Annotated in this window: 18 protein-coding genes and 2 tRNA genes; 8 read left to right on the top strand and 12 right to left on the bottom strand. The window is 72.2% G+C overall.

From position 1 onward, the window contains the following. Positions 1 to 111 precede the first annotated feature (111 nt). From AC4H2S_RS07270 to AC4H2S_RS07260, 3 genes are read right to left on the bottom strand one after another with little or no spacing between them, the layout of a single operon-like run. Positions 112 to 1,767: a YfjP family GTPase gene (locus AC4H2S_RS07270; RefSeq protein ID WP_491496297.1), complete on the bottom strand. Its 1,656-nt coding sequence runs from the start codon at positions 1,765 to 1,767 to the stop codon at positions 112 to 114. A gap of 42 nt (positions 1,768 to 1,809) precedes the next feature. Beyond that, the gene (locus tag AC4H2S_RS07265) at positions 1,810 to 3,651 is read right to left on the bottom strand and encodes a dynamin family protein (protein ID WP_491496296.1); all 1,842 of its coding nucleotides are present in this window, start codon (positions 3,649 to 3,651) and stop codon (positions 1,810 to 1,812) included. Beyond that, a complete protein-coding gene (locus tag AC4H2S_RS07260; RefSeq protein WP_491496295.1) occupies positions 3,648 to 4,766 on the bottom strand; it encodes a PrsW family intramembrane metalloprotease in 1,119 nt (372 codons plus the stop codon). The genes AC4H2S_RS07265 and AC4H2S_RS07260 overlap by 4 nt, the downstream gene beginning before the upstream one ends. A gap of 106 nt (positions 4,767 to 4,872) precedes the next feature. Between AC4H2S_RS07260 and AC4H2S_RS07255 the strand changes: the two genes are divergently transcribed. The 4 genes from AC4H2S_RS07255 to AC4H2S_RS07240 all read left to right on the top strand — a co-directional run bounded on the left by AC4H2S_RS07255 (position 4,873) and on the right by AC4H2S_RS07240 (position 9,263). Continuing rightward, positions 4,873 to 6,279, top strand: coding sequence for an aminopeptidase P family protein (locus tag AC4H2S_RS07255; protein WP_491496294.1), 1,407 nt, complete (start codon positions 4,873 to 4,875; stop codon positions 6,277 to 6,279). Beyond that, positions 6,272 to 7,441 (top strand): 23S rRNA (uracil(747)-C(5))-methyltransferase RlmC, encoded by a 1,170-nt coding sequence (gene rlmC / locus AC4H2S_RS07250; protein WP_491496293.1) that lies wholly within the window; start codon positions 6,272 to 6,274, stop codon positions 7,439 to 7,441. The genes AC4H2S_RS07255 and rlmC overlap by 8 nt, the downstream gene beginning before the upstream one ends. Positions 7,442 to 7,708: 267 nt before the next feature. Continuing rightward, positions 7,709 to 9,103, top strand: a complete 1,395-nt coding sequence (locus tag AC4H2S_RS07245) for a dicarboxylate/amino acid:cation symporter (RefSeq protein ID WP_491496292.1) — start codon at positions 7,709 to 7,711, stop codon at positions 9,101 to 9,103. 84 nt (positions 9,104 to 9,187) lie between these two features. Continuing rightward, positions 9,188 to 9,263 (top strand) — tRNA-Arg (locus AC4H2S_RS07240). Between the two features lie 160 nt (positions 9,264 to 9,423). Here the strand turns inward: AC4H2S_RS07240 and AC4H2S_RS07235 are convergent. Genes AC4H2S_RS07235 through AC4H2S_RS07225 form a run of 3 tightly spaced genes read right to left on the bottom strand, consistent with a single transcriptional unit; the run spans position 9,424 to position 11,756 of the window. Further along, positions 9,424 to 10,437, bottom strand: a complete 1,014-nt coding sequence (locus tag AC4H2S_RS07235) for an adenosine deaminase (protein WP_491496291.1) — start codon at positions 10,435 to 10,437, stop codon at positions 9,424 to 9,426. A 25-nt stretch (positions 10,438 to 10,462) separates the two neighbouring features. After that, positions 10,463 to 11,245: a DsbA family protein gene (locus AC4H2S_RS07230; protein ID WP_491496290.1), complete on the bottom strand. Its 783-nt coding sequence runs from the start codon at positions 11,243 to 11,245 to the stop codon at positions 10,463 to 10,465. Beyond that, positions 11,211 to 11,756, bottom strand: a complete 546-nt coding sequence (locus AC4H2S_RS07225; protein WP_491496289.1) for a MauE/DoxX family redox-associated membrane protein — start codon at positions 11,754 to 11,756, stop codon at positions 11,211 to 11,213. Before AC4H2S_RS07225 ends, AC4H2S_RS07230 begins: the two co-directional genes overlap by 35 nt. 74 nt (positions 11,757 to 11,830) lie before the next feature. Between AC4H2S_RS07225 and orn the strand changes: the two genes are divergently transcribed. Both orn and AC4H2S_RS07215 read left to right on the top strand, forming a co-directional pair. Further along, positions 11,831 to 12,475, top strand: a complete 645-nt coding sequence (gene orn, locus AC4H2S_RS07220) for an oligoribonuclease (RefSeq protein ID WP_491496288.1) — start codon at positions 11,831 to 11,833, stop codon at positions 12,473 to 12,475. Between the two features lie 45 nt (positions 12,476 to 12,520). After that, a tRNA-His gene (locus AC4H2S_RS07215) sits at positions 12,521 to 12,593 on the top strand. A gap of 189 nt (positions 12,594 to 12,782) precedes the next feature. Here the strand turns inward: AC4H2S_RS07215 and AC4H2S_RS07210 are convergent. Genes AC4H2S_RS07210 through AC4H2S_RS07200 form a run of 3 tightly spaced genes read right to left on the bottom strand, consistent with a single transcriptional unit; the run spans position 12,783 to position 16,066 of the window. Beyond that, entirely contained in the window at positions 12,783 to 13,619 is an 837-nt protein-coding gene (locus AC4H2S_RS07210) for an MBL fold metallo-hydrolase (RefSeq protein WP_491496287.1), read from the bottom strand. Further along, complete coding sequence (locus AC4H2S_RS07205) at positions 13,606 to 14,970, bottom strand: MFS transporter (RefSeq protein WP_491496286.1); 1,365 nt, start codon at positions 14,968 to 14,970, stop codon at positions 13,606 to 13,608. Before AC4H2S_RS07205 ends, AC4H2S_RS07210 begins: the two co-directional genes overlap by 14 nt. Further along, positions 14,960 to 16,066, bottom strand: a complete 1,107-nt coding sequence (locus AC4H2S_RS07200) for a carbon-nitrogen hydrolase family protein (protein ID WP_491496285.1) — start codon at positions 16,064 to 16,066, stop codon at positions 14,960 to 14,962. The genes AC4H2S_RS07205 and AC4H2S_RS07200 overlap by 11 nt, the downstream gene beginning before the upstream one ends. Before the next feature lie 174 nt (positions 16,067 to 16,240). Here AC4H2S_RS07200 and AC4H2S_RS07195 point away from each other — a divergent pair, with 174 nt between their 5' ends. Then, entirely contained in the window at positions 16,241 to 17,080 is an 840-nt protein-coding gene (locus tag AC4H2S_RS07195; protein ID WP_491496284.1) for a TrmB family transcriptional regulator, read from the top strand. On the opposite strand, the gene AC4H2S_RS07190 is transcribed toward AC4H2S_RS07195, so the two are convergent. Both AC4H2S_RS07190 and AC4H2S_RS07185 read right to left on the bottom strand, forming a co-directional pair. Further along, positions 17,053 to 18,129 (bottom strand): MerR family transcriptional regulator, encoded by a 1,077-nt coding sequence (locus AC4H2S_RS07190; RefSeq protein ID WP_491496283.1) that lies wholly within the window; start codon positions 18,127 to 18,129, stop codon positions 17,053 to 17,055. The genes AC4H2S_RS07195 and AC4H2S_RS07190 overlap by 28 nt on opposite strands. 71 nt (positions 18,130 to 18,200) lie before the next feature. Then, complete coding sequence (locus AC4H2S_RS07185) at positions 18,201 to 19,301, bottom strand: FUSC family protein (protein ID WP_491496282.1); 1,101 nt, start codon at positions 19,299 to 19,301, stop codon at positions 18,201 to 18,203. 175 nt (positions 19,302 to 19,476) lie between these two features. On the opposite strand from AC4H2S_RS07185, the gene AC4H2S_RS07180 reads away from it, so the two are divergent. Next, positions 19,477 to 19,794: a rhodanese-like domain-containing protein gene (locus AC4H2S_RS07180; RefSeq protein WP_491496281.1), complete on the top strand. Its 318-nt coding sequence runs from the start codon at positions 19,477 to 19,479 to the stop codon at positions 19,792 to 19,794. Positions 19,795 to 19,925: 131 nt separating this feature from the next. On the opposite strand, the gene AC4H2S_RS07175 is transcribed toward AC4H2S_RS07180, so the two are convergent. After that, on the bottom strand, positions 19,926 to 20,825 hold the full coding sequence (locus AC4H2S_RS07175) for a universal stress protein (protein ID WP_186340752.1): 900 nt from the start codon (positions 20,823 to 20,825) through the stop codon (positions 19,926 to 19,928). Positions 20,826 to 20,877 lie beyond the last annotated feature (52 nt).

Here is a 20,877-nt window from a genome sequence, read left to right as displayed (position 1 = left end):
GCGATCACCCAAGGCTCACTGCCGCGACCGACAGGGCGCGCCGCCCCGGCGCGAGGCTGGGGACAACCCGCCGCCGCGGCGACCTGGGGACGGTCTGCGGCCAGCGAGAGGTCAGCGCAGCGCGGCGGCGAGGCCCTCGCGGACCGTCGCGTAGGAGGCCAGCTCGGCCTCGATGGGGGCGACGACCATCTCGGCGGACACCTCCGAGATCGCGTCGCGCAGCCGCTTGTCGGCCGTCCGTGCCCGCTTGCGCGCGGTCGCGGCCACCAGCCAGCGGCAGACGAGGGCGAGGAGCAGGCCCAACGCGATCCCCCCGAGCAGCAGCAGGGTGGGCAGCGGGAAGGCGCCGACCTCCGGTGTCGGCGGCTCGGGCAGCCGGGCGTAGGACCCGAGCGCGAGGAGGGCCAGCCAGCCGGCACCGACGATCGCGGCGAGGATCAGGACGTACTGCAGGACGCGCACCAGCCCGGCCCATGCCGGGATCTTCGCGGCGCCGAGGTCGACGCCGGCCACGGCCCTGTCGAGGCGGTCGCCGAGGTCGGGCAGGCGCGACACCGACGCGGCGCGCACGGCCGTGGCCCACGGCGGCGCCATGCCCTCGCCCACCTGATCGGCCAGGGCGCGCACCTCGGTGTCGATCCGGGCGCGCTGCACCCCGGTCGCCTTCGGGACCGAGGTGCGTGCGGTGCCGGTGAGCTCCTTGCCGGCGGCGCCGAGGTCGAGGTGGAGGCGCTTGAGGGGGTCGGGCTTGAGGCGGGAGAACCACGCCGTGACCGGCCAGCCGGTGGCCCGGTTGGCGCGCATGCGGGTGGAGTCGGCGACAGCCTTCACCACGGTCGGGACGCCGGCCGCGTCGGCGAACGCGTCGTCGAGCGCGGCGACCCGCTCCTTGGACAGCGTCGGCACCTTGCCCGTGCCGGTGGCCTGCTCGAGGCGCTGGGCCGCCGTGCGGACGTCGGCCTCGAGCCGGGCGCGGGTGAGCTTCTTCTCCGCCACCCGCTTGGCGATCATGCCGCGCAGCTCCGGGATGCCCCAGCCCTGGCGGGCGCTGACCGGCAGCACCGGGACGCCGGAGAGGCCGTCGGCCTCCAGCAGGCGGCGCACGTCGTCGACCATGCCGGCGCGACGGTCCTCGGGCACGGTGTCGATGTGGTTGAGCACGACCAGCATCACGTCCTGGTGGCCCGCGAGCGGCTTGAGGAAGCGGTCGTGGATGGCGGCGTCGGCGTACTTCTGCGGGTCGAGCACCCAGACCAGCATGTCGGCCAGCTGCACCAGCCGCTCGACCTCGAGGTGGTGGGAGACCTCGGTGGAGTCGTGGTCGGGCAGGTCGAGCAGCACGACGCCGCGCATCTCGGCGTCCTCGTCGGCCTGCGAGAGCATCGAGTCGCGGGTGACCTGGTGGCGCGGCGGGATGCCGAGCCACTCCAGCAGCTCCTCGGCGCCCTCCCTGCCCCACACGACGGCGGTGGCCCACGACGTGGTGGGACGGCGTACGCCGACCGCGGCCAGCTCGAGCCCGCTGAGGGCGTTGAACGTCGACGACTTGCCGGAGCCTGTGGCGCCGCCCAGCGCGACCACCGTGTGGTCGGCCGACAGCTTGAGCCGGCTGGCGGCGCGCGCGGCGACCGCGGCGGCGTCGTCGACGACGGCGTCGTCGACCCGGCCGCGGGACGCCTCGGCGGCTCGCTCGAGTCCCTCGACGCGTGCGCCGATGTCAGAGCTCCTGGTGACCAGCTTCTTGGCCCCTTCGAGCAACGACGTCATGTCTCCCTCACGGTCCGAGCTGCGGTGCTTGTGACCACAACCCTAGGGGGCGTCGTCACCAGTGCCCGACACCCGGGGAGGTCGCTGCGCCTCCGCGAAGCGCAGGTCGTCGACCTTGCGTGCGGCCGCCCGCATCCGCTCGGGCGACTCGGGAGCGATCTGGAGGCTGTCCAGCAGGTCGGTGTAGCGCCGGCGCTCGGAGTCGAGCAGGTCGTTGACCGACGCCTCCAGCCGACGCCGGGCCCGCTCGGCGAGCGAGCGCACGGCCTGGTCGCCGAAGACGGCCTCGAGCAGCTTCTGGCCGAGGATCGCCGACCCGCCCGCGATGCCCGCCTCGGCGCCGGTGACGCCGGCCGTGTGGGCGAACACCACGATCATCAGCGCGACGGACAGGCCGTTGACGCCGAAGGCGAGGAAGCGCGCGGTCGAGCGCTTCTCGGCGCCCTCGGTGCGGACCATGTCGAGGACGTCGGACTGCCAGTCGCGCACCGCGCGCTCGGCGCGCCGGCGGAAGTCGCGCGAGGCCCGGCCGAGGTCCTCCCCGGCGTCGCGCAGCAGGACCTGCCCGGCGGCGGTGCCGTGCCACGAGGCCTCGGCCCGCTCGGCCGCCGCCTCGGCGTGCTCGAGGATCAGCGTCTCGAGGCCGGACTCGACGGCCACGGTGACCCGCTCGGCCTGCTGCGGCTTGCCCTTGACGGCGTTGACGACGCGGTCGCGGATCCAGCCGACGCGGGTCTCCAGCGTGCGCAGCAGCTCGCCCGTGCCGACGAACTCCTGCCAGCGCGCCAGCACCTCGCCGCGAAGCAGGGTGCCGTCGGCGGAGGCCTCGCCCACTGCGGCGACAGCGCGGTCGTAGGCCTCGTTGGCGTCCTCGCGGAGCCGGCGGACGGCGTCGACCTGCTCCGTCGCCGCATCGGCCACGGCGTGCGTACGACGCGCCAGCGTGCGGATCGCCCCGTCGAGCGTCTGCTGCACGACCGACTGGCGCGCCTCCTGGTCCTCGGCGAGCGCGCGCAGCCACTGGCGGATCTCCATCACCGACGGCGAGGGCAGCAGGCCCATGTCGGAGACCTCGCCCTCCTCGACGACGAAGAGCGGCGAATCCTTCAGCCCGCGGCTCGCCAGCATCCGGGCCAGGTGCGTGGTGATGGTGTCCACGGCCTCGGGCGGGGTGCGGTCGAGCACGATCGCGACGGCGGCCGAGCGCTCGGCGGCCTTGCGCAGGAAGTCCCACGGCACCTGGTCGGCGTAGCGCGCGGCGGAGGTGACGAAGAGCCACAGGTCGGCGGCGGCGAGCAGCTGGGCCGCCAGCACGCGGTTCTGCTCCTCGACCGAGTCGATGTCGGGGGCGTCGAGGATCGCCAGGCCCGGCGCCATCACGGGCGAGGGCACCAGCTGGAGGGCAGCGGGGTCGTTGGTCTGCCGGTCGACGCGCTCGAGCTCGGGCAGCAGCCGGTCCTGGCCGAACCACTTGGCGTCGGAGGGGTGGTGCACGAGCACGGGCGAGCGCGTCGTGGGGCGCAGGACGCCGGGGGTGGTGACGCGGGTGCCGACGAGGGAGTTGACCAGCGTCGACTTGCCCGCGCCGGTGGACCCGCCGACGACCGCGAGCAGCGGCGCGTCGAGGGTCATCAGCCGCGGGATGACGTAGTCCTCGAGCTGGTCGACCATCTCGGCCCGGGCCGCGCGCTGCTCCGCGGCGCCGGGGAGCTCGAGGGGCAGCCGGGCCTCCTGGAGCGCACCGCGCAGCCGCACGAGAGCGGTGACCATGGCGGTCGTCGTGTCGTCCTCGCGGCGTCCCGCCGCCTGCTGCTCGGCAGGCTGCTGCTCGGCGGGCGGCTGGTCGGCCGGCTGCTCCGCGGTGACGTCGTCGTTGTCGTTCATCGGGTGGGGACCACCTGTCCGGGGAAGGAGATGTAGGGGCGGATCCGGCGGAGTTCGTCGACGTGCTCCTGTCCGCGCACGGCGAAGTCGTCGGGCGCCGTGCCGCGCAGGTAGCGGTGGTGGAGGTAGCCGAGCTCGATCGCGGCGGCCTGGTAGTCGCGCATGGCGCGCTCGGCGAGCGGGCCGCCCGCCTGGCGTGCCCAGCGGCGGGCGTGGCGGCGGGCGCGCAGGTCGACCAGCCACGGGATGTCGGTGGCGGGGAGCAGCTCGCGGTCGGCGGCGTCCTGGAGGGCGAGGGCGAGCATCGGGCGCTCGGAGCGGCGGCGGTAGACGGCGAACGCGACGACACCGACGAACGCGGGGAACATCAAGGTGCCGTAGACGACGAGGAAGTCGCCCGTGCCGGTGATCGTCGAGGTGTTCCACGCCCCGTGCAGGAAGGCCGCGATCAGCAGGCCCGCGACGGGCGCGAGGAGCCGCACCGACATCCGCCGCGAGGCGATGGCGAGTCCGACGCCGATGCCGACGAACGCCGTGAAGAACGGGTGGGCGAAGGGGCTGATCAGGCAGCGCACGACGAACGTGGCGGTCAGCGCCGTGGTGCCGCCGGGGCCGAGGCCGTCGGTGCCGTCGTAGGCGGCGGCGAGGTAGAGGATGTTCTCGGTGTAGGCGAAGCCGATGCCGACCATCCCGGCGTAGACGATGCCGTCGAGCACCCCGTCGAGCTCGTGGCGCCGCCACCACAGCAGCAGGAAGAGGAACGCGCCCTTGGCCACCTCCTCGGTGACGGGGGCGACGACGCTGAGCACGTCGCGCTCGCTCGCGCCGCCGGCGAAGCCGAGGCCCTGGAAGACGATCGCCGCACCGGTCGCGGCGAACGCACCCCACAGCAGGCCGGCCACGAGCAGGTTGCGCGGCTCGGGCTCGTAGCGGTCGAGCCACATGAAGCAGCCGACCAGCGGGCCGACCGGGACAGCGGCGAGGAGGGCCGCCAGCGCGAGCGACCCGGGAGCCCCGGAGAGCGCGACGACGGCGGCCATGAGGACGCCTCCGAGGAGGACCAACGCGGCAACCACCACGGTGAACGCGACACTGTCGCGACGGCCTCGGTGCATGGGCTCGACCCTAACGGAGCAGCGGCCGTCGGCTTGTGCTGGCGCACCCGTCGGGAGGGACAGTGCGTGAGGCGGCGCGACGCCCGGCGCGGCGTAGAGTGGCCGCGTGAGCGAGCCGACTGCCGAGAACCCCGCCGAGAGCGTCCAGACCCCCGACGCCGACGAGCACCCCCGCACCGAGTCGCACGACCCCGCGGTGCCCGCCGCCTACGCCGCCTTCATGCGCCAGGGCTGGGGCGACCGTGCGCTCGACATGCCGCGCCACCCGGTGGCCGACCGGGCCGCCGCCCGTCGCGCGCGGCTGGCCGAGGCCTTTCCCGACGACCGCCTGGTGCTGCCCGCCGGGACCTACAAGGTCCGCGCCAACGACACCGACTACCGGTTCCGGCCCGACACCGCCCACACCTACTTCTCCGGCAACCAGACCTCCGACGCGGTCCTGGTGATCGAGGACGGCGAGTCGGTGCTCTACGCCCGACCGCGCTCGGAGCGCGACACCGACGAGTTCTTCCGCGACCGCCAGTACGGCGAGCTCTGGGCGGGTCGCCGCCCGTCGACGCAGGAGATCTCCGACTCGCTGGGCATCGAGGTGCGCCACGTCAAGGACCTGCCGTCCTTCGACGATGACCGCAAGACGCGCGACCTGACCCGCGACGAGGACCTCGCCCGCGTCGCCGACGAGCTGCGCCTGGTCAAGGACGACTGGGAGATCGGCGAGCTGCAGGAGGCGTGCGACATCACCGCCCTCGGGTTCGACGACTCGGTGCGGGAGTGGGACCGCGTCCTGGAGTTCGGCGAGCGCTGGATCGAGGGCACGTTCTTCCGCCGGGCCCGCGCGATGGGCAACGACATCGGCTACGACTCGATCTGCGCGGGCGGCTCCCACGCGACCACGCTGCACTGGATCGACAACACGGGCCCGATCGAGCCCGGCAGGCTCGTGCTGCTCGACATGGGCGTGGAGGGGCACAACCTCTACACCGCCGACGTCACCCGCACGCTGCCGGTCGACGGCCGCTTCACCCCGCTGCAGCGCGACCTCTACGACCTCGTGCAGAAGGCGCAGCAGGCCGGCATCGACGCCGTACGCCCCGGCGCGCCGTTCCTCGCCGCGCACCACGCGGCGATGGAGGTGCTCGCCCACGGCCTGGAGGCCATGCAGCTGCTGCCGGTCTCGGCCGAGGAGGCGCTCGACCCGGAGTCCAAGGTCTACTCGCGGTGGACGCTCCACGGCACCTCGCACATGCTCGGCATGGACGTCCACGACTGCGGCCGCTCCTCGGCCGACATCTACCCCAAGGGCGACCTCGCCGAGGGCATGGTGCTGACCGTGGAGCCGGGTCTCTACTTCCAGGAGGACGACCTGCTCGTCCCGGAGGAGCTGCGCGGCATCGGCATCCGCATCGAGGACGACATCCTCGTCACCGCCGACGGCCACCGCAACCTGTCCGCCTCGCTCCCCCGCACGTCGGGCGAGGTCGAGGAGTGGATGGGGTCCCGCATCGGTGGCTGATCCGGCCGGATCGCCGCCGCCCAGCCTCGCGATCGTCGACGGGCTGCCGCGCTGCCACCACTTCGACGCGCACCGCTGCGCCTCATGCACGCTGCTGGGCGTGCCGCGGGCCGTCCAGCTCTCCGACAAGGAGGCCCACGCGCGCTCGCTCGTCGACGCCGAGGTGTGGCTGCCGACCGTCGCCGGAGCCGACGTCGGCTTCCGCAACAAGGCCAAGATGGTGGTCGGGGGCACCGCCGAGGCGCCCACGCTCGGCATCCTCGACCGCGACCTGGCCGGCGTCGACCTGCGCGACTGCGGCCTGCACTCCGACGGCCTGCGCGCGAGCCTGCAGCGCGTCGCCGACTGGATCACCGAGGCCGGCCTGGCGCCGTACGACGTCGCGGCGCGCCGCGGCGAGCTCAAGCACGTGCTGCTGACGGAGTCGCCCGACGGGGAGACGATGCTGCGGCTCGTGCTGCGGTCGACGGCACTGGAGGCCCGCATCCGGTCGCGGCTGCCAGCGCTGCTGGCCGCGGTGCCGTCGCTGCGGGTGGTGACGATCAACGTGCAGCCCGAGCACAAGGCGGTGCTCGAGGGCGAGCGCGAGATCGTGCTGACCGGGACGGCGACGCTGCCGATGCGACTGGCCACCGGGGTGACGCTGCGGCTGGGGCCGCGGTCGTTCTTCCAGACCAACACCCGCGTCGCGGAGGCGCTGTACGAGCAGGCCCGCTCGTGGGTGTCCGACCTGCCCGACGTCCGCAGGGTGTGGGACCTCTACTGCGGGGTCGGCGGGTTTGCCCTGCACCTGGCCGCCGCGGGCCGCGAGGTGCTCGGCGTCGAGGCCTCCGCCGACGCGGTCGCCGCGGCGACGGCCACCGCGGCCGAGGCGGGCGCCCCGGCACGGTTCGTCGCGGCGGACGCGACGGCGTACGCACTCGCCGCCGACACCGTGCCCGACCTGGTCGTCGTCAACCCGCCCCGACGCGGCGTCGGCGCCGACCTCGCCGGTTGGCTCGAGGCCTCGGGCGTGCGCCACGTCGTCTACTCCTCGTGCAACGCGCAGTCGCTGGCCCGCGACCTGGCCCAGATGCCGTCGCTGCGCCCGGTCGAGGCGCGGGTGCTCGACATGTTCCCGCACACCACCCACTACGAGGTCATCACGCTGCTGTCGCGGTGAGTGGGCGCGCTGCGGGGCCGCAACCCATGCGTGAGGCGCGTCACGGGAATCGCCGGACGTCCGACGGGGTTGTGCCTGTCGTGCGCCCACACATCCTCGTCCCCACGACCGTCGGCGAGCTGCTGACGCAGCGTCGTGCGGTGGACCTCGCGCGCACCCAGAGCGCCCTCTGTCGCTGAGCGCAGCGCCCTCAGACCGTCCTCCCGCACCACCCGGTCCCGGCGCCCGCGTTGACGGGCCGCCTCTCGGAAAGGCAACCTTTTCAGTATGACTACTTCTGTTACGGATGACGCGAAGCGCACCCGCTTCCGTCTCCCCTCGTTCGGCACCCAGGTCCTGATCGGACTGGTCCTCGGCGTCGTCCTCGGTCTCGTCGCCCGCAGCATGGGTGCCGACGGCGTGGATGCGGCGAGCGGCGAGGTCGACCCCAACTGGCTCACCGAGACCCTCGACACGGTCGGCGGCACGTTCGTGACGCTGCTGCGCGCGGTCGTACCCCCGCTGGTGTTCCTCGCGATCGTCGCCTCGATCGCCAACCTGCGCGACGTCACCGGCGCCGCCCGCCTCGCGTGGAAGACCCTCATGTGGTTCGCGATCACCGCGCTCATCGCCGTCGTCATCGGCATCGTGCTCGGCCTGGTGCTCCAGCCCGGCGACCACACCAGCGTCACCTCCGACGCGGCGTCGGCCCCCTCGTCGAGCGGATCGTGGCTCGACTTCCTCACCGGCCTGGTGCCGGCCAACGTGCTCGGCCTCGAGGGCTACGACAACGGCGACGGCTCGGTCGGCTTCTCGTTCAACGTGCTGCAGATCCTGGTGATCTCGATCGCCGTCGGCATCGCGACCCTCAAGGTCGGCGAGGCGGCGGAGCCGTTCCTGGCGTTCGTCCGGTCCGCGCTGGCCGTCGTGCAGAAGGTCCTGTGGTGGATCATCCTGCTCGCTCCCCTCGCGACCGTCGGCCTGCTGGGCAACGCCGTCGCCAGCTACGGCTGGGACGCGCTGGGCTCGCTCGGCATGTTCACCGTGGCGATCTACGCCGGACTGGCGATCGTCATCGCCGGCGTCTACCCCGCCCTGCTGCGGCTCAACGGCCTCTCGGTGCGCCAGTTCTTCTCCGGCGCCTGGCCGGCGATCTCGCTCGCCTTCGTGTCCCGGTCCTCGATCGGCACCATGCCGGTGACCGAGTCGGTCACGGAGCGCAACCTCGGCGTGCCGCGCGCCTACGCGTCGTTCGCCGTGCCGCTGGGCGCCACCACCAAGATGGACGGCTGCGCCTCGATCTATCCCGCGATCTCGGCGATCTTCGTGGCGCAGTTCTTCGGCCTCGACCTCTCGATCACCGACTACGTGCTCATCGCGTTCGTCTCCGTGATCGGCTCCGCCGCCACGGCCGGCGTCACCGGCGCCACCGTGATGCTCACGCTGACGCTGTCCACGCTCGGCCTGCCGCTCGAGGGCGTCGGCCTGCTCCTGGCGATCGACCCGATCCTCGACATGGGCCGCACCGCGGTCAACGTCACCGGCCAGGCGCTGGTCCCGACCATCGTCGCCAAGCGCGAGGGCATCCTCGACCAGTCGACGTACGACGCCCCCCGCGGGCGCGAGGCGTGGCGCGAGGACGCCGACACCGACGCGCGGGACGTCACGCCCGCCGCGGCCTGACTCACCGGTCGCCACCACGGCCCGCGCTCTGCGACCACCTTGCGGAGCGCGGGCCGTGCGCTACTGGGATACTGACCCCGCCCAGCCCCCGTGGCGCAACGGATAGCGCAACGGCCTTCTAATCCGTGGGTTGCAGGTTCGAGTCCTGCCGGGGGCGCCAGGAGTCCACCGAGGAGTCCTCCGCCGGTCACCGACACGCCCGGCGAGGTCCCCCGGGATGCCGGCCCGCTCCGCCAGAGTTGTCGTCAGGCCCCGCCACGTATGAGGTAGCGGGGCCTTCACCTTTGCCCGCCCGGCCCTGCGGGTGGCGGAGGCGGGCGCTACCGGGCGGCGTACGCGTCGATCTCGGTGCTGATGCGCGCCTTGACGTCGGGTGGCGCGAACGAGGCGTCGACGGCGGCCCGCGCGAGCGCGGCGACGCCGCGCTCGTCGAGGTCGAGCAGGCGCGCGGCCACCTCGTAGTCGTGGTTGAGGGTGGTCGCGAACATCGGCGGGTCGTCGGAGTTGATCGTCACCGCCACCCCGGCCTCGACGAACGTACGGAGCGGATGGTCCTCGATGCGGTCGACGGCACGGGTCGCGACGTTCGACGTCGGGCACACCTCGAGCACCACCCCGGTGTCGGCGAGGTGGGCGAGCAGCTCGGGGTCGGCCGCCGCCGAGCAGCCGTGACCGATCCGCTCGGCGCCGAGCAGCCGCACCGAGTCCCAGACGGTCTCCGGCCCGGTGGTCTCGCCCGCGTGCGGCACCGACCGCAGGCCGGCGGCGCGCGCGGTGCCGAAGTGCTCGCGGAACTGCGCGCGAGGCACCCCCACCTCCGGCCCGCCCAGCCCGAAGCCGACGAGCGCGTCGGTGCGGTGCTCGAGCGCGTACTGCAGCGTCGCGTGGGCGGCCGGCAGCCCGGACTCCCCCGGGATGTCGTAGATCCACCGCAGCACCAGCCCGAAGTCGCGCTCGGCGGCGGTCCGCGCGTCCTCGATCGCCTCGGTGTAGGCCTCGATCGGGACGCCGCGCAGGACGGAGGTGTAGGGGGTGCAGGTCAGCTCGGCGTAGCGGAGGTTCTGGCCCTCGGCCATGTCGCGGGCGACCTCGTAGGTCAGCAGCCGCACGTCCTCGGGCGTGCGGACGAGGTCGACCACGGAGAGGTAGACGTCGATGAAGTGGGCGAAGTCGCGGAACGTGAAGAACTCCCGCAACGCCTCCAGGTCGGACGGCACGCCCGCGCCGGGGTGGCGCGCCGCGAGCTCGGAGACGATCCGCGGCGACGCCGACCCGACGTGGTGGACGTGCAGCTCGGCCTTGGGCAGGCCGGCGATGAACGACTGGAGGCTCACGCCCCGCAGTGTCGCAGAGCGCAGGTCAGCCCAGCGGGCCGACCATCGCCTCGGCGATCTCGTTGAGGGTCTGGCCCTCGACCTTCTCGCCGTCGACGAGGACGGTCGGCGTCGAGTTGATCCCGGCCTTGGACGCGGCGTCGCCGGCGGCGTCGACCCAGCCCTCGAAGGCCATGTCCTCGATGCCGGGACGCACGGCGTCCTCCTCGGCGCCGGCCTCGACGGCCCACTCCACGAGCTGGTCGTCGTCGGGGAACGGACCCGACTCGGCGGGCTGGTTGTCGTAGAGCACGTCGTGGAACGACTTGGCGACCTCGGGCCCGGACGCGTCGAGCACCACGGCGAGGGCGTTGGCCGCCCGCGGCGAGAAGTCGCTGATCCGCTCCAGGAACGGCAGCGGGCGGAACTCGACCTTGACCTCGCCGGCCGCGACCGCCTCGTCGAGCTGGTCGCCGACGGTCTGCTCGAGCTGGCCGCAGAACGGGCACAGGAAGTCCTCGTAGACCACGATCGACTTCGGCGCGTCGTCCTCGCCGACGACCAGCCCGTAGTCGTCGCTCGCGCCCGCGGGAGCGGTGTCGGGCTTGTCGGAGCCGAGGTTGCTGATCAGGAAGTAGCCGCCCACGACGAGGACCAGCACGCCGGCGATCAGCCCGAAGCGGGTGAGCTGCTCCTTGCGCTTGGCCTTCTTGCGTCGCTCCTCGGCCTGCGCCCGGGCCCGCTCGGTCCGCGCCCGCCGCGCCTCCCGCTTGGCCGCGTTGGCGGCCTTCTCCTCATCGGTCCTGTGCGAGGTCTTCTTCTGCGCCATCGAGGCTTCCTTCGTGGTCGGTGGTGTCGTCGGTCGGGGGGTGGGTGCCGGGATCGGCGGTGGTGGCGAACAGCACGTTGTCGAGCGCGAGCCGGGACGCGGGGCGGACGACGAGCCACAGGCTCAGCGCCAGCAGCCCGACGTCGCGCGCGATCTCGCCGGGGTACTTCGCCGCGGCGTCGGGGATCTCGCCCCCGCCGCCGAAGCAGCCGCAGTCGATCGACAGCCCGCGCGCCCACGCGCTCGAGATCCCGATGATGAAGGCCAGGAAGAGCAGGGCGGAGACGACGGAGCTGCCGCGCACCAGCACGCCGAGGATCAGGCAGAGGCCGATCACCACCTCGACGACGGGCAACAGGTGCCCGACGGTGGGGACGATCGCCTCGGGCAGCAGGTCGTAGGCCCGTACGGCGCGCACGCTGTCGGCGGGATGGGGCAGCTTGAGCGCCCCCGCCACGACCCACACGCCTCCCGTCACCAGGCGCGCGACGAGGCCGATCCAGTCCTTCACGCCCATGACCCTAGGAGGTGAGGCTGAGTCGTCCCTGAGAACCCCCCAGCAGGCCCCCAGTAGGGTGGCACGTCGTGAGCGACAGACTGGTGTGGATCGACTGCGAGATGACCGGCCTCGACCTGGGCGCCGACGCGCTCATCGAGGTCGCGGCCCTCGTCACGGACTTCGACCTCAACGTGCTGGGCGAGGGCGTCGACGTGATCATCAAGCCCTCCCAGGAGGCCCTCGACCAGATGGTCGAGTTCGTCCGATCGATGCACGAGAAGTCCGGTCTGCTCGACGAGCTCGCCGCCGGGACGACGCTGGCCGACGCCGAGCAGGAGGTGCTCGACTACATCAAGGAGCACTGCCCCGACGGGAGCCGTCCCCCGCTCGCCGGCAACACCGTGGCCACCGACCGCGCCTTCCTCGCGCGCGACATGCCCGGCCTCGAGTCGTTCCTCCACTACCGCATCGTCGACGTCTCCTCGATCAAGGAGCTGTCGCGCCGGTGGTATCCCCGGGCCTACTTCGCGGCTCCGACCAAGCGCGGCAACCACCGGGCGCTGGCCGACATCCAGGAGAGCATCGAGGAGCTGCGCTACTACCGCGAGGCCGTCTTCGTACCCCCGCCCGGGCCCGACAGCGCCCGCGCGCGGGAGATCGCGGCCCGCCACGGCGGCCAGCTCACCGGCCTCGGCCCGGACACGGACGCCGATTCCGGCTCTCCGGACTGAGTGCCCTACACTTCTCGTCGTCCACAGCGCGAGCTGAGGGGCATGGTGGGTATAGCTCAGCTGGTAGAGCGCCGCCTTGTGGTGGCGGATGTCGCGGGTTCAAGTCCCGTTACTCACCCTGAAGAGATCGAGCCCCCGACCGGATCCGGTCGGGGGCTCGATCGTCTTCCCGGGCCAGGGGCCTGCTCACACGTCCTGGACGCGCTGGCGACGGCCTTCGCCTCGCCGCCACGTTGCTGAGCCGCGGATCGTCGACTGCTGTCGGAGCACCACGAGCCCCCACCGTCGCTCCTGCACGCGGGAGGTGTCAGTCCGCCACATGGCTGCACCACGACCCAAGAGGCGCGTCGCACAGAAGGGCCTCGGTGCCGGCGGATGCGAAGGCGTGGCGGGTGGCACTTGGCCCTTGGGCGAAGTGCGCCCATCCTGTCTGGTGGGCTACCACGACGTGACGAGCGCCGAGGACCTCGGCGGCTGCGGCAGCCCGGTCGGCGGTGAGGGTGAGGGGCCGTCCGTCGAACTTCGTGGACACCGCGGCCGCGCCGGCGAACAGGACAGCGCAGTCCAGCCGACGACCGCCGGCGCGGACGTGTTCGCGCACCTCTCGAACGTGCTCCACCGAGGCGTTGTCGCCGCTGACGTAGACCACCGGGCCGCCGCGTGCCTGAAGAAGGAATCCCGTGACTGCGCAGTTCACGAAACCGTCCTCGTCCGGCTGACCGTCTGCTGGGCCGTGTCGGGCAGGTACGGCCGTGATGGTCAACGCACCCGAGTCGCTCGCCCAGGTCGACCACGTGGGAAGGCCCTGTGCCGGTCCGCCGAGCCGTACCGCAGACGTAGGGGTGGTCAGCAGGACCGGTGCGGCGAGCGCCAGCCTGCGACCGGAGCCGTCGAGGTTGTCGACGTGCTGGTCGTGACTGACGAGCACGACGTCGACGTCCCCCACATCATCGGGGGGCGCGGCCGGGCCATCGAGCTTGCACAGGTACCCGTAGTCGCCCGGCGGGTCGAAGGTGGGGTCACACAGGATCCGGTGCCCGGCTACGTCGATGAGCGTGGTTGGCCCCCCGAGGACCGCCACGCCGAACGGAACTCGTTCGGGCGTGACGGCCACAGGGCTGCCTGCGATGTCAGAGGTGGACATGCCTCAGGTCCTTGGAGATGTACGACCCGACCAGGAGGAACAGGCCTCCGGCAACGATGATGACCAACGGCGTGTAGTCGTAGTTCATCGTGTTGCCCAACCACAGCATGTAGTAGGGGTAGAAGGCTGGGATGACGCTCGGCAGGCTGTAGGCGATGCCGTACCCGGACGAGCGAACCTCGGTGGGGAACATCTCCATGATGTAGGCAGTGATCATCGCGAACACAGCCAAGCCACCCACGATGGCCACCGCTGACCCGACAATCACCGTGACCGTGGAGGTGTGGTCCCCGATGGCGAGCGAGAAGGCGATGGTGCCGGGTACGAGGTTGAACAGCGCGATCGCCATCATCACGTGCCGGCGACCGTACTTCTGGCCGGCAGCACCGATGAGCGGGAACAACGCGACACCGGCGACTGCGGAGACGAGCACGGTGATGTTGACGGTCATCGGGTCGGTGCCGAGCTTCTTGAAGTGGCCCCCGAACACGCCGATGGTGCCGTCGAGGATCAGCCACGCCCCGGTGGAGGTCACGAAGGCGACCCCGAAGTTGCGCAGGTTCTGGCCCCTCATCAGCGCCTTGAGCGGGTTGCCGACGTTCGTGGACTTCGCCCAGAGCTCAGACTCCGGCACCGAGCGCAGGTAGTGCCAGAAGACAGCGAAGGACAGCAGGAACCCGACGACGAACGGGATGCGCCAGCCCCACACGCTGTATGCGGCATCGGCGTCGCCCGACGGCATGACCATCAGAATGAGCATGGTCAGCAGGGTCATGAACCCCAACGCGGCCGGGTAGCCGACGTTGAGCAGCGAGCCGTAGAGGCCACGCAGGTGCCTGGGCGCGTACTCCATGGCCAACGGGTTCGCTGCCGTGTACTCCCCCCCGAGGAAGATGCCGTCGACCAGGCGCAGGAAGATCAGTAGGCCCGCGGCCCACCATCCCATGGTCGCGTAGCCGGGCAGCAGCGCGATGAGTCCGGTGCAGACGGTGAAGCCGGCAGCGACCCACACTGTCGTCTTGCGGCGGCCGACCCGGTCCCCCAGAACACCGAAGATGATGGACCCGATCGGCCGGCCGACGAGGGAGACGGCGAAGATGAGCGCAGTCAGCGTCGCGGCTTCGGTCTTCGACGCGTCAGCCGGGATGAAGTACGCGATGGCCGGCGCGAGCGCGATGACCGGTAGGTACACGTCGTACATGTCGACGAAGAACCCGCCGATGGCGGCACGGAGCGCCTTGCGTCCCTTCGCGCGGTACTCAGGGTCGTCGGCCTGATCCAGGCGCGGGTCGTCCGGAGCGCCACCGGCGGTGCCGGTGCTGTCGGTGTGGAGGTTGGCGTCAGCGGACATCGCGCGTGGCCTCCCTCTGGGTCAGGTCGTCCAGGGGGGAGACGCCGGTCGGAGTGGAGCGGCCCTCGGACCGCGCGTGCGAGTCGTGGTGTCCTCGGTCAGATGGGACGTCGTCCTGCTCGATGGTGGTGATCGCACGGTGGCGCCGCTTGTCGACGCGTAGGTCGAAGATGTCGAACCGGTTGTAGGTCCCGACGATGTCGTGCGCCCTCTTGAGGACCACCTCCTCGTTCAGGTCGATCGTCGCCGTCACGATGCCCTCCTCGCCTTCCGGGGGCCCGGCGATGATGTCGCCGCGCGGGCCCACGATCATCGACACGGTCGGGGTGGCCCGCAGCTGGGCCTCGATGCGCTCGTCACCTCGAGCGACCTCGTCGATCGCGTGTTGGTCCAGCACGGACGCCGCAACGACGGTGAACACCTTTCCCTCGAAGCTGTGCGCGGCGCTGCGCAGCCGGATGCTCTCGGCAAGGTCATACTCGGGGGCGTCGGTGCGCTGGTCGAACGGCCATGCCGGCGGATACGTGGCAACGTGCAGCCTCTCGCCCTGCGCCAGCAGTGTGTACTTGGCGAGGGTGTTGGTGTTCTCCCCACAGATGAGTGCTCCGAGGAACCATCCGTCCAGCTCGACCGGCTCGAGGTCGTGCGCGTCGCCGTGGGACCAGGTGAGCCGCTCGTGCCACGTCCCGACGAGCTTGCGCCTATGGTTCACGAGCTCACCGCGACCGTTGAAGATCAGGTTGGAGTTGAAGACCTGGCCCAGGCTGTGGGAGGCGCGCTCGTTCACCCCGACCGAGACCACGACGCCGTGGTTGGCGGCGATCTCCCCGAGCCGGCGAGCGTGCGGGCCAGGGACGGTGATGGATGACTCGAACAGGCGCTGGTGCAGGTCGTGCTGGTCCACGGGCGGAAGCACCGACCCCCAGATCGGGAACCCCGAGACGAACGACTCCCCGAACGCAACCAGCTCGGCTCCCTGAGCAGCCGCGTCTGCGACGAGGGACTCGAGCTTGTCCAACGTGGCCTCTCGGTCGAGGAACACAGGTGCGGCTTGGACGGCCGCCACTCGCACTGTGGGTAGACGGTCGTTCGGCATATGACACTCCCTTGTGAATGTGTCGCGAGAAGTCGACACTTCATCGCGATGTGGTTTGCATCACGGGACCGTAGGGAGCCTCACAGCTGTGCGTCGAGGCCACTTGTGTCGACAGATTCCGACAACAACCTGCGGCGCGGTGGAGGAGCACGAACGAGGAGGCAGAGGACTCGCATGTGGCAGTCGTTGGTCGAGGCCGGACTCGACGCGAAGGACGCGCACTTCTACCTTGCTGTCCTCCGCAGCGGTAAGAGCACCATCGCTGAAGCCGCCAGGCAGGCGCACGTCAGTCGCACCAGCGGATACGACATCGCCCGCCGGCTCCAAGCCCGTGGCCTCATCAGCAAGATCGAGTCTGGTCCCGGCGAGGGCGAGGACCTGCGCACCCACAGCCACCTGGTGGCGAACGACCCCATGCACCTGCTCGATGAGTGGGCTTCGCGGCGACAGGTCCTCGACGACCTCGTCCCGCAGCTCCGAGCTCTGTTCTCGGAGAACCGCGCTCGTCCCAAGGTGCGCTACCTCGAGGGCGTCGCCGGCATCCGCGCAGCGCTGTTCGAGACCCTCGAATGGGCGTCGCCGATCCGAGGCATCCTGTCCATGCGCGACCTCATGGCCGTGCCCGGCGAGGCCGCCATGGCCGAGTACATCGCTGGCCGCCGCCAACGCGAGTTGCTCCTACGCGTCATCCGCACCCGCGATCATGACTGGCCCGGTGGCTGGCTCACCAGCGCTCACGACTATCGCGTCGTCAAGCACGCCCCGCCGGAGTACGAGTTCACGATGACGACGCTGATCGGCACCCACCAAGCCGTCGCGCTCTCCTCAGCGCAGGAGACGTTCGCCATGGTGATCGAGTCCGTCGAGTACGCCCAGATGCAGACGAACTTCTTCGACGTCCTCTGGGGCGTCAGCAAGGAAGCCGAGGTGGACGAGTCAGGATTTCCCCCGGCGCACCCGCGTGCCTCCACGGGCCAGGCGTCTGCTCAGACCTCCACCACGACGACCGCGTAGTTGTCCGGGGCCCCGGCCGCCAGGACGGCCGCCTCCACCGACGCCGCCACCTCGTCGGGCTCCCCCGGTGCGGTCAGCAGGTCGGCCAGCAGCCGCGGCTCGAGCACCGCGTGGACGCCGTCGGTGGTGAGCACCAGCCGCTCGCCCGGGGCGACCGGCCGCACGGACAGGTCGGGCGCGGTCGGCGTGCCGTGCCCGAGGGCGCGGTTGAGTACGGCCGGCGACGGCTGGTCGCCCGCCTCCTCCGGCGTGAGGCGTCCCTGGTCCAGCATCGACTGCACGACGGTGTGGTCGTGGGTGAGCCGGACGAGTCCCTCCGCCCCGATGGCGTACGCGCGCGAGTCGCCGACGTGGGCGACCAGCGCGCGGTCGCCCACGAGCAGCAGCGCGGTCAGGGTCGTGCCGCTGCCCGGCGCGTCGTCGGCGCGGCGGGCGACGGCGTCGGCGGCGGTGCGGACCGCCGCGTCCAGGGCCCCGAGCGGGTCAGGGCCGGCGGGAGCGGCGTCCAGGGCGGCCAGGGCGTCGAGGGCGACCCCCGCCGCGCCGTCGGCGTCGCCGAAGCCGTCGGCCACGGCGAAGAGCCGCTGCCCCGTGACCTGCGCCGCGAGCCGGTGGGTGCGGGGATGTACCGCGTCGAGCTGCGCGTCGCGCGCGCCGCGCCCGGCGCGGTGGGCGGACCTCGGGATCCGTGTGCTGGTCTCGGTCGTGTCGGTCATGGCGTGACGTCCTCTCATCTGGGCGAGGAGCGACGCGACGATGCTGCGGGCCGACGCGGTGTCCGCCTCGACCTGCCGCCAGTAGGACAGCAGCTCGGCCACCGCCACCTCGGGCGTCGTCGCACCGGCGACCGCTGCGATGGTGCGCAGCGGCACCCCGGCCACCCGCAGGCGGGCGACCAGGCGCGCGTGGTCCACCTGGTCGGCGGTGTAGCGGCGGTAGCCGGTGCGGTCGTCGACCTCGGCCGGCGTGACCAGCCCGAGCTCGTCGTAGAGGCGCAGCGCCTTGGCACTGAGCCCGGTCTCCCGGGCGAACTCGCCGATGGACAGCATCGTCGTTCCTCTCCTGCCGGCGACCCTGCGCCGTCGGCTGACCGAGCGTGTGCCCTGCCCCAGCGGCAAGGTCAAGCGCGACGCTGCGGGAGGCGCAGCGGCAACGGCGGTCCGCCGATCGGGTTGGCCTCGGCGACCCGGTCCATGGCGTCGACGATGTTGCGCAGGTTGATGATCAGCGCGCCGTAGACGGGCCACTCGGACGAGCGCTCGGTGGAGCGCAGCTCCTCGGTGAACTCCACCAGCCGGCGGCGCACGTCGAGCAGCGCTTCGGGGTCGGCGGCGCCGGTCGCGCGGCCGGCGTCGCCGAGCATCGAGATCCACGGGACGGCGAAGTCCTCCCCCCACGTCTCGCGGTGGGCTCGCTGGCCGCCGAGCGTGCGGGCCAGGCTCCGGGTCTCAGCCACGGCCTGCTCCATGCGGCGCAGCAGCTCGTGCCACTCCTCCGGGTTCTTCATCGGGCGTGCCGAGCGGCGCGGGTTCATCCGGGCGCTCTCCTCGGCCTGCCGCACGAGCGCCCACGCGTGGCCGAGGTCGACGTCGATGTCGCGCGTGCGGTCGACCCAGGCCGTGACGTCCTCGTCCTGACAGCCGTCGCCCAGACCGCCCGCCATGTCGACCAGCAGCTCGCCGATGCTCTCATCGACGCGGTCGAGCGCCTTGGCGGCCGTGTGCCGGCGCAGCGGCGGCCAGACGAGGACGTTGACCAGCAGGCCGACCCCCACGCCGATCGCGGTGTCGAGCAGGCGCGCGAGGAGGATCACGTCGTCCTGGAAGCCGGTGGTGAGCACCACCAGGCCCGTCGTCGCGATGGTGGTGGCCTCGGCGCCCAGCCATGGGACGGCGCCCAGCACGAGCGCGACCACCAGCAGCAGCGCGATGGCCCAGGTGCTCAGCCCCAGCACCTCGCCCACCAGGGTCGCGAGCAGGACGGCGACGACGGTGGCCGCGACCTGCTGCATCCCCTTCGAGAACGTGCGGTAGACCGTCGCGTGCACCACCAGCAGCGCCGCCCAGGGCGCCAGGAACGGCTGGGGCAGGTCGAGGACGCTCGCCGCGATGACCCAGGCGGCGACCGCCGCGAGCACGGTCTTGGCCAGCTGCAGGACGTCGTTCCACCAGATCGGGTCACCGAGCCGGTCGTCGACGCGTTGCCTCCACTTCTCCCTCACGACGCTCCCTCTCCCTCGGCTCTCCCTCGGCGCCGCACCCTACGGGCTCCACCGGAGGTGAGGGTCGCGACCGCCCTCCGACCGAATACCCCTCGGGGGCATTTGCGACTTCGGTCCGCGCCCCGGCGGCGCGGTAAAATCGGCGGTGCACGAGGCACTCCGGAGAGAGGACCGCATGTCACACCGCACGCCCGAGATCGCCGTCGAGGAGTTCGCAGCCGAGCGCGGGAGCGGCGTGACCGTGGACGTCCGCGAGCCGGGCGAGTACGCCGAGGGCCACGTGCCCGGAGCACTCTCCGTGCCCATGGGCCGGCTCCCCTCCCGGCTCGGCGAGCTCGACCGCGGCTCCCGCGTGCACGTCATCTGCGCCTCGGGCAACCGGTCGAAGGCGATGACCGACCTGCTGGTCGCCAGCGGCTTCGACGCGGTGTCGGTGGCCGGCGGCACCAAGGGCTGGGTGGCCTCGGGACGCGAGGTGGAGGTGGGCGCGTGATGTCCGACCTCACCGTCCTGGTGGCCTCGCGCTCGCGCAGCGCAGTGGTGCAACGGCCGGCCCACGGCTGAGGAGAAGGCCGCCGCCGGGAGCGGCAAGGGGTTCCTCTCACGGCTCCTCGGCCGCTGACCTCACGGGTGGTAGGCCGCCGGGTGGGATCGCGGGGTCGCGAGCAGCACCGGGCAACCGGACTCCCGGAGCACCGCGCGCGCGATCGGTCCGACGTGCGACCCGATCGGCACGAGCGGGTCGTGGCGACCGATGACCAGCAGCTCGGCGTCGAGTGAGGCCCGCACCAGGCAGTCGGCCGCGCGGCCCTGCTCGATGCGCACCTCCGCGTCGGTCGCCGCGGAGAGGTCGCCGACACGGTCCAGCGCGGACAGCACCTCGGCCCGTACGGAGTCCGACCAGCGCCCGACCTCCTCGGCCCTGGTGACCCCCTCGTAGGGGCGCGGCAGGGACCACGCGTGGACGACCCGCAGCTGCGCGCCGCGCGCGTGCGCCTCGGCCAGGGCCGCGCGCAGCACCTCGTCGGAGCGCTCGGGCACGTCGACTCCCGCGACCACGACGCGCTGCGCCCCGTCGGGACGCCACCCGCTCGGCACGGCCACGACCGGCACCCGCAGGTGCGCGGCGACGCCGCCGGCGACCGTGCGGTTGACGATCCGCGAGAGCCGCGACAGGTGCCGGTGCTCCAGCACGACCATCCGCGCCGACCGTCCGGCCTCGACCAGCGAGCCGACCGCCGTGCCACGGACCAGCTCGTGGGTCACGGGCACCGCTCCGTCAACCAGGCCCTCGGCCCGCTTCACGGCGTCGGCGAGGTGCTCGACGCCCCAGGCCTGGAGATCGGCGGCGACCAGCCAGGCCTCCGGACCGGCCGGCGCCAGGTCGAGGGCGTGCAACAGGTGCAGCCCGCACCCTGCGCGTACGGCCTCGGCGGCCGCGAACGCCAGCGCGGACTCCACGTCCTCGGGGCCGACCCCGACCACGATCCTGGGTCCGCGGGTGGCGGTGAGCTGCTCGGTCATGACGTCCTCCTCGACTGTTCCGGTGCCTCCACTCTTCGCCGCCCGGAGCGCC

It is taken from the genome of Nocardioides sp. Z13_37, from assembly GCF_058355585.1.
Note: the sequence above shows the minus strand (reverse complement) of the source record. Positions and strands in the feature narration are given on the sequence as shown.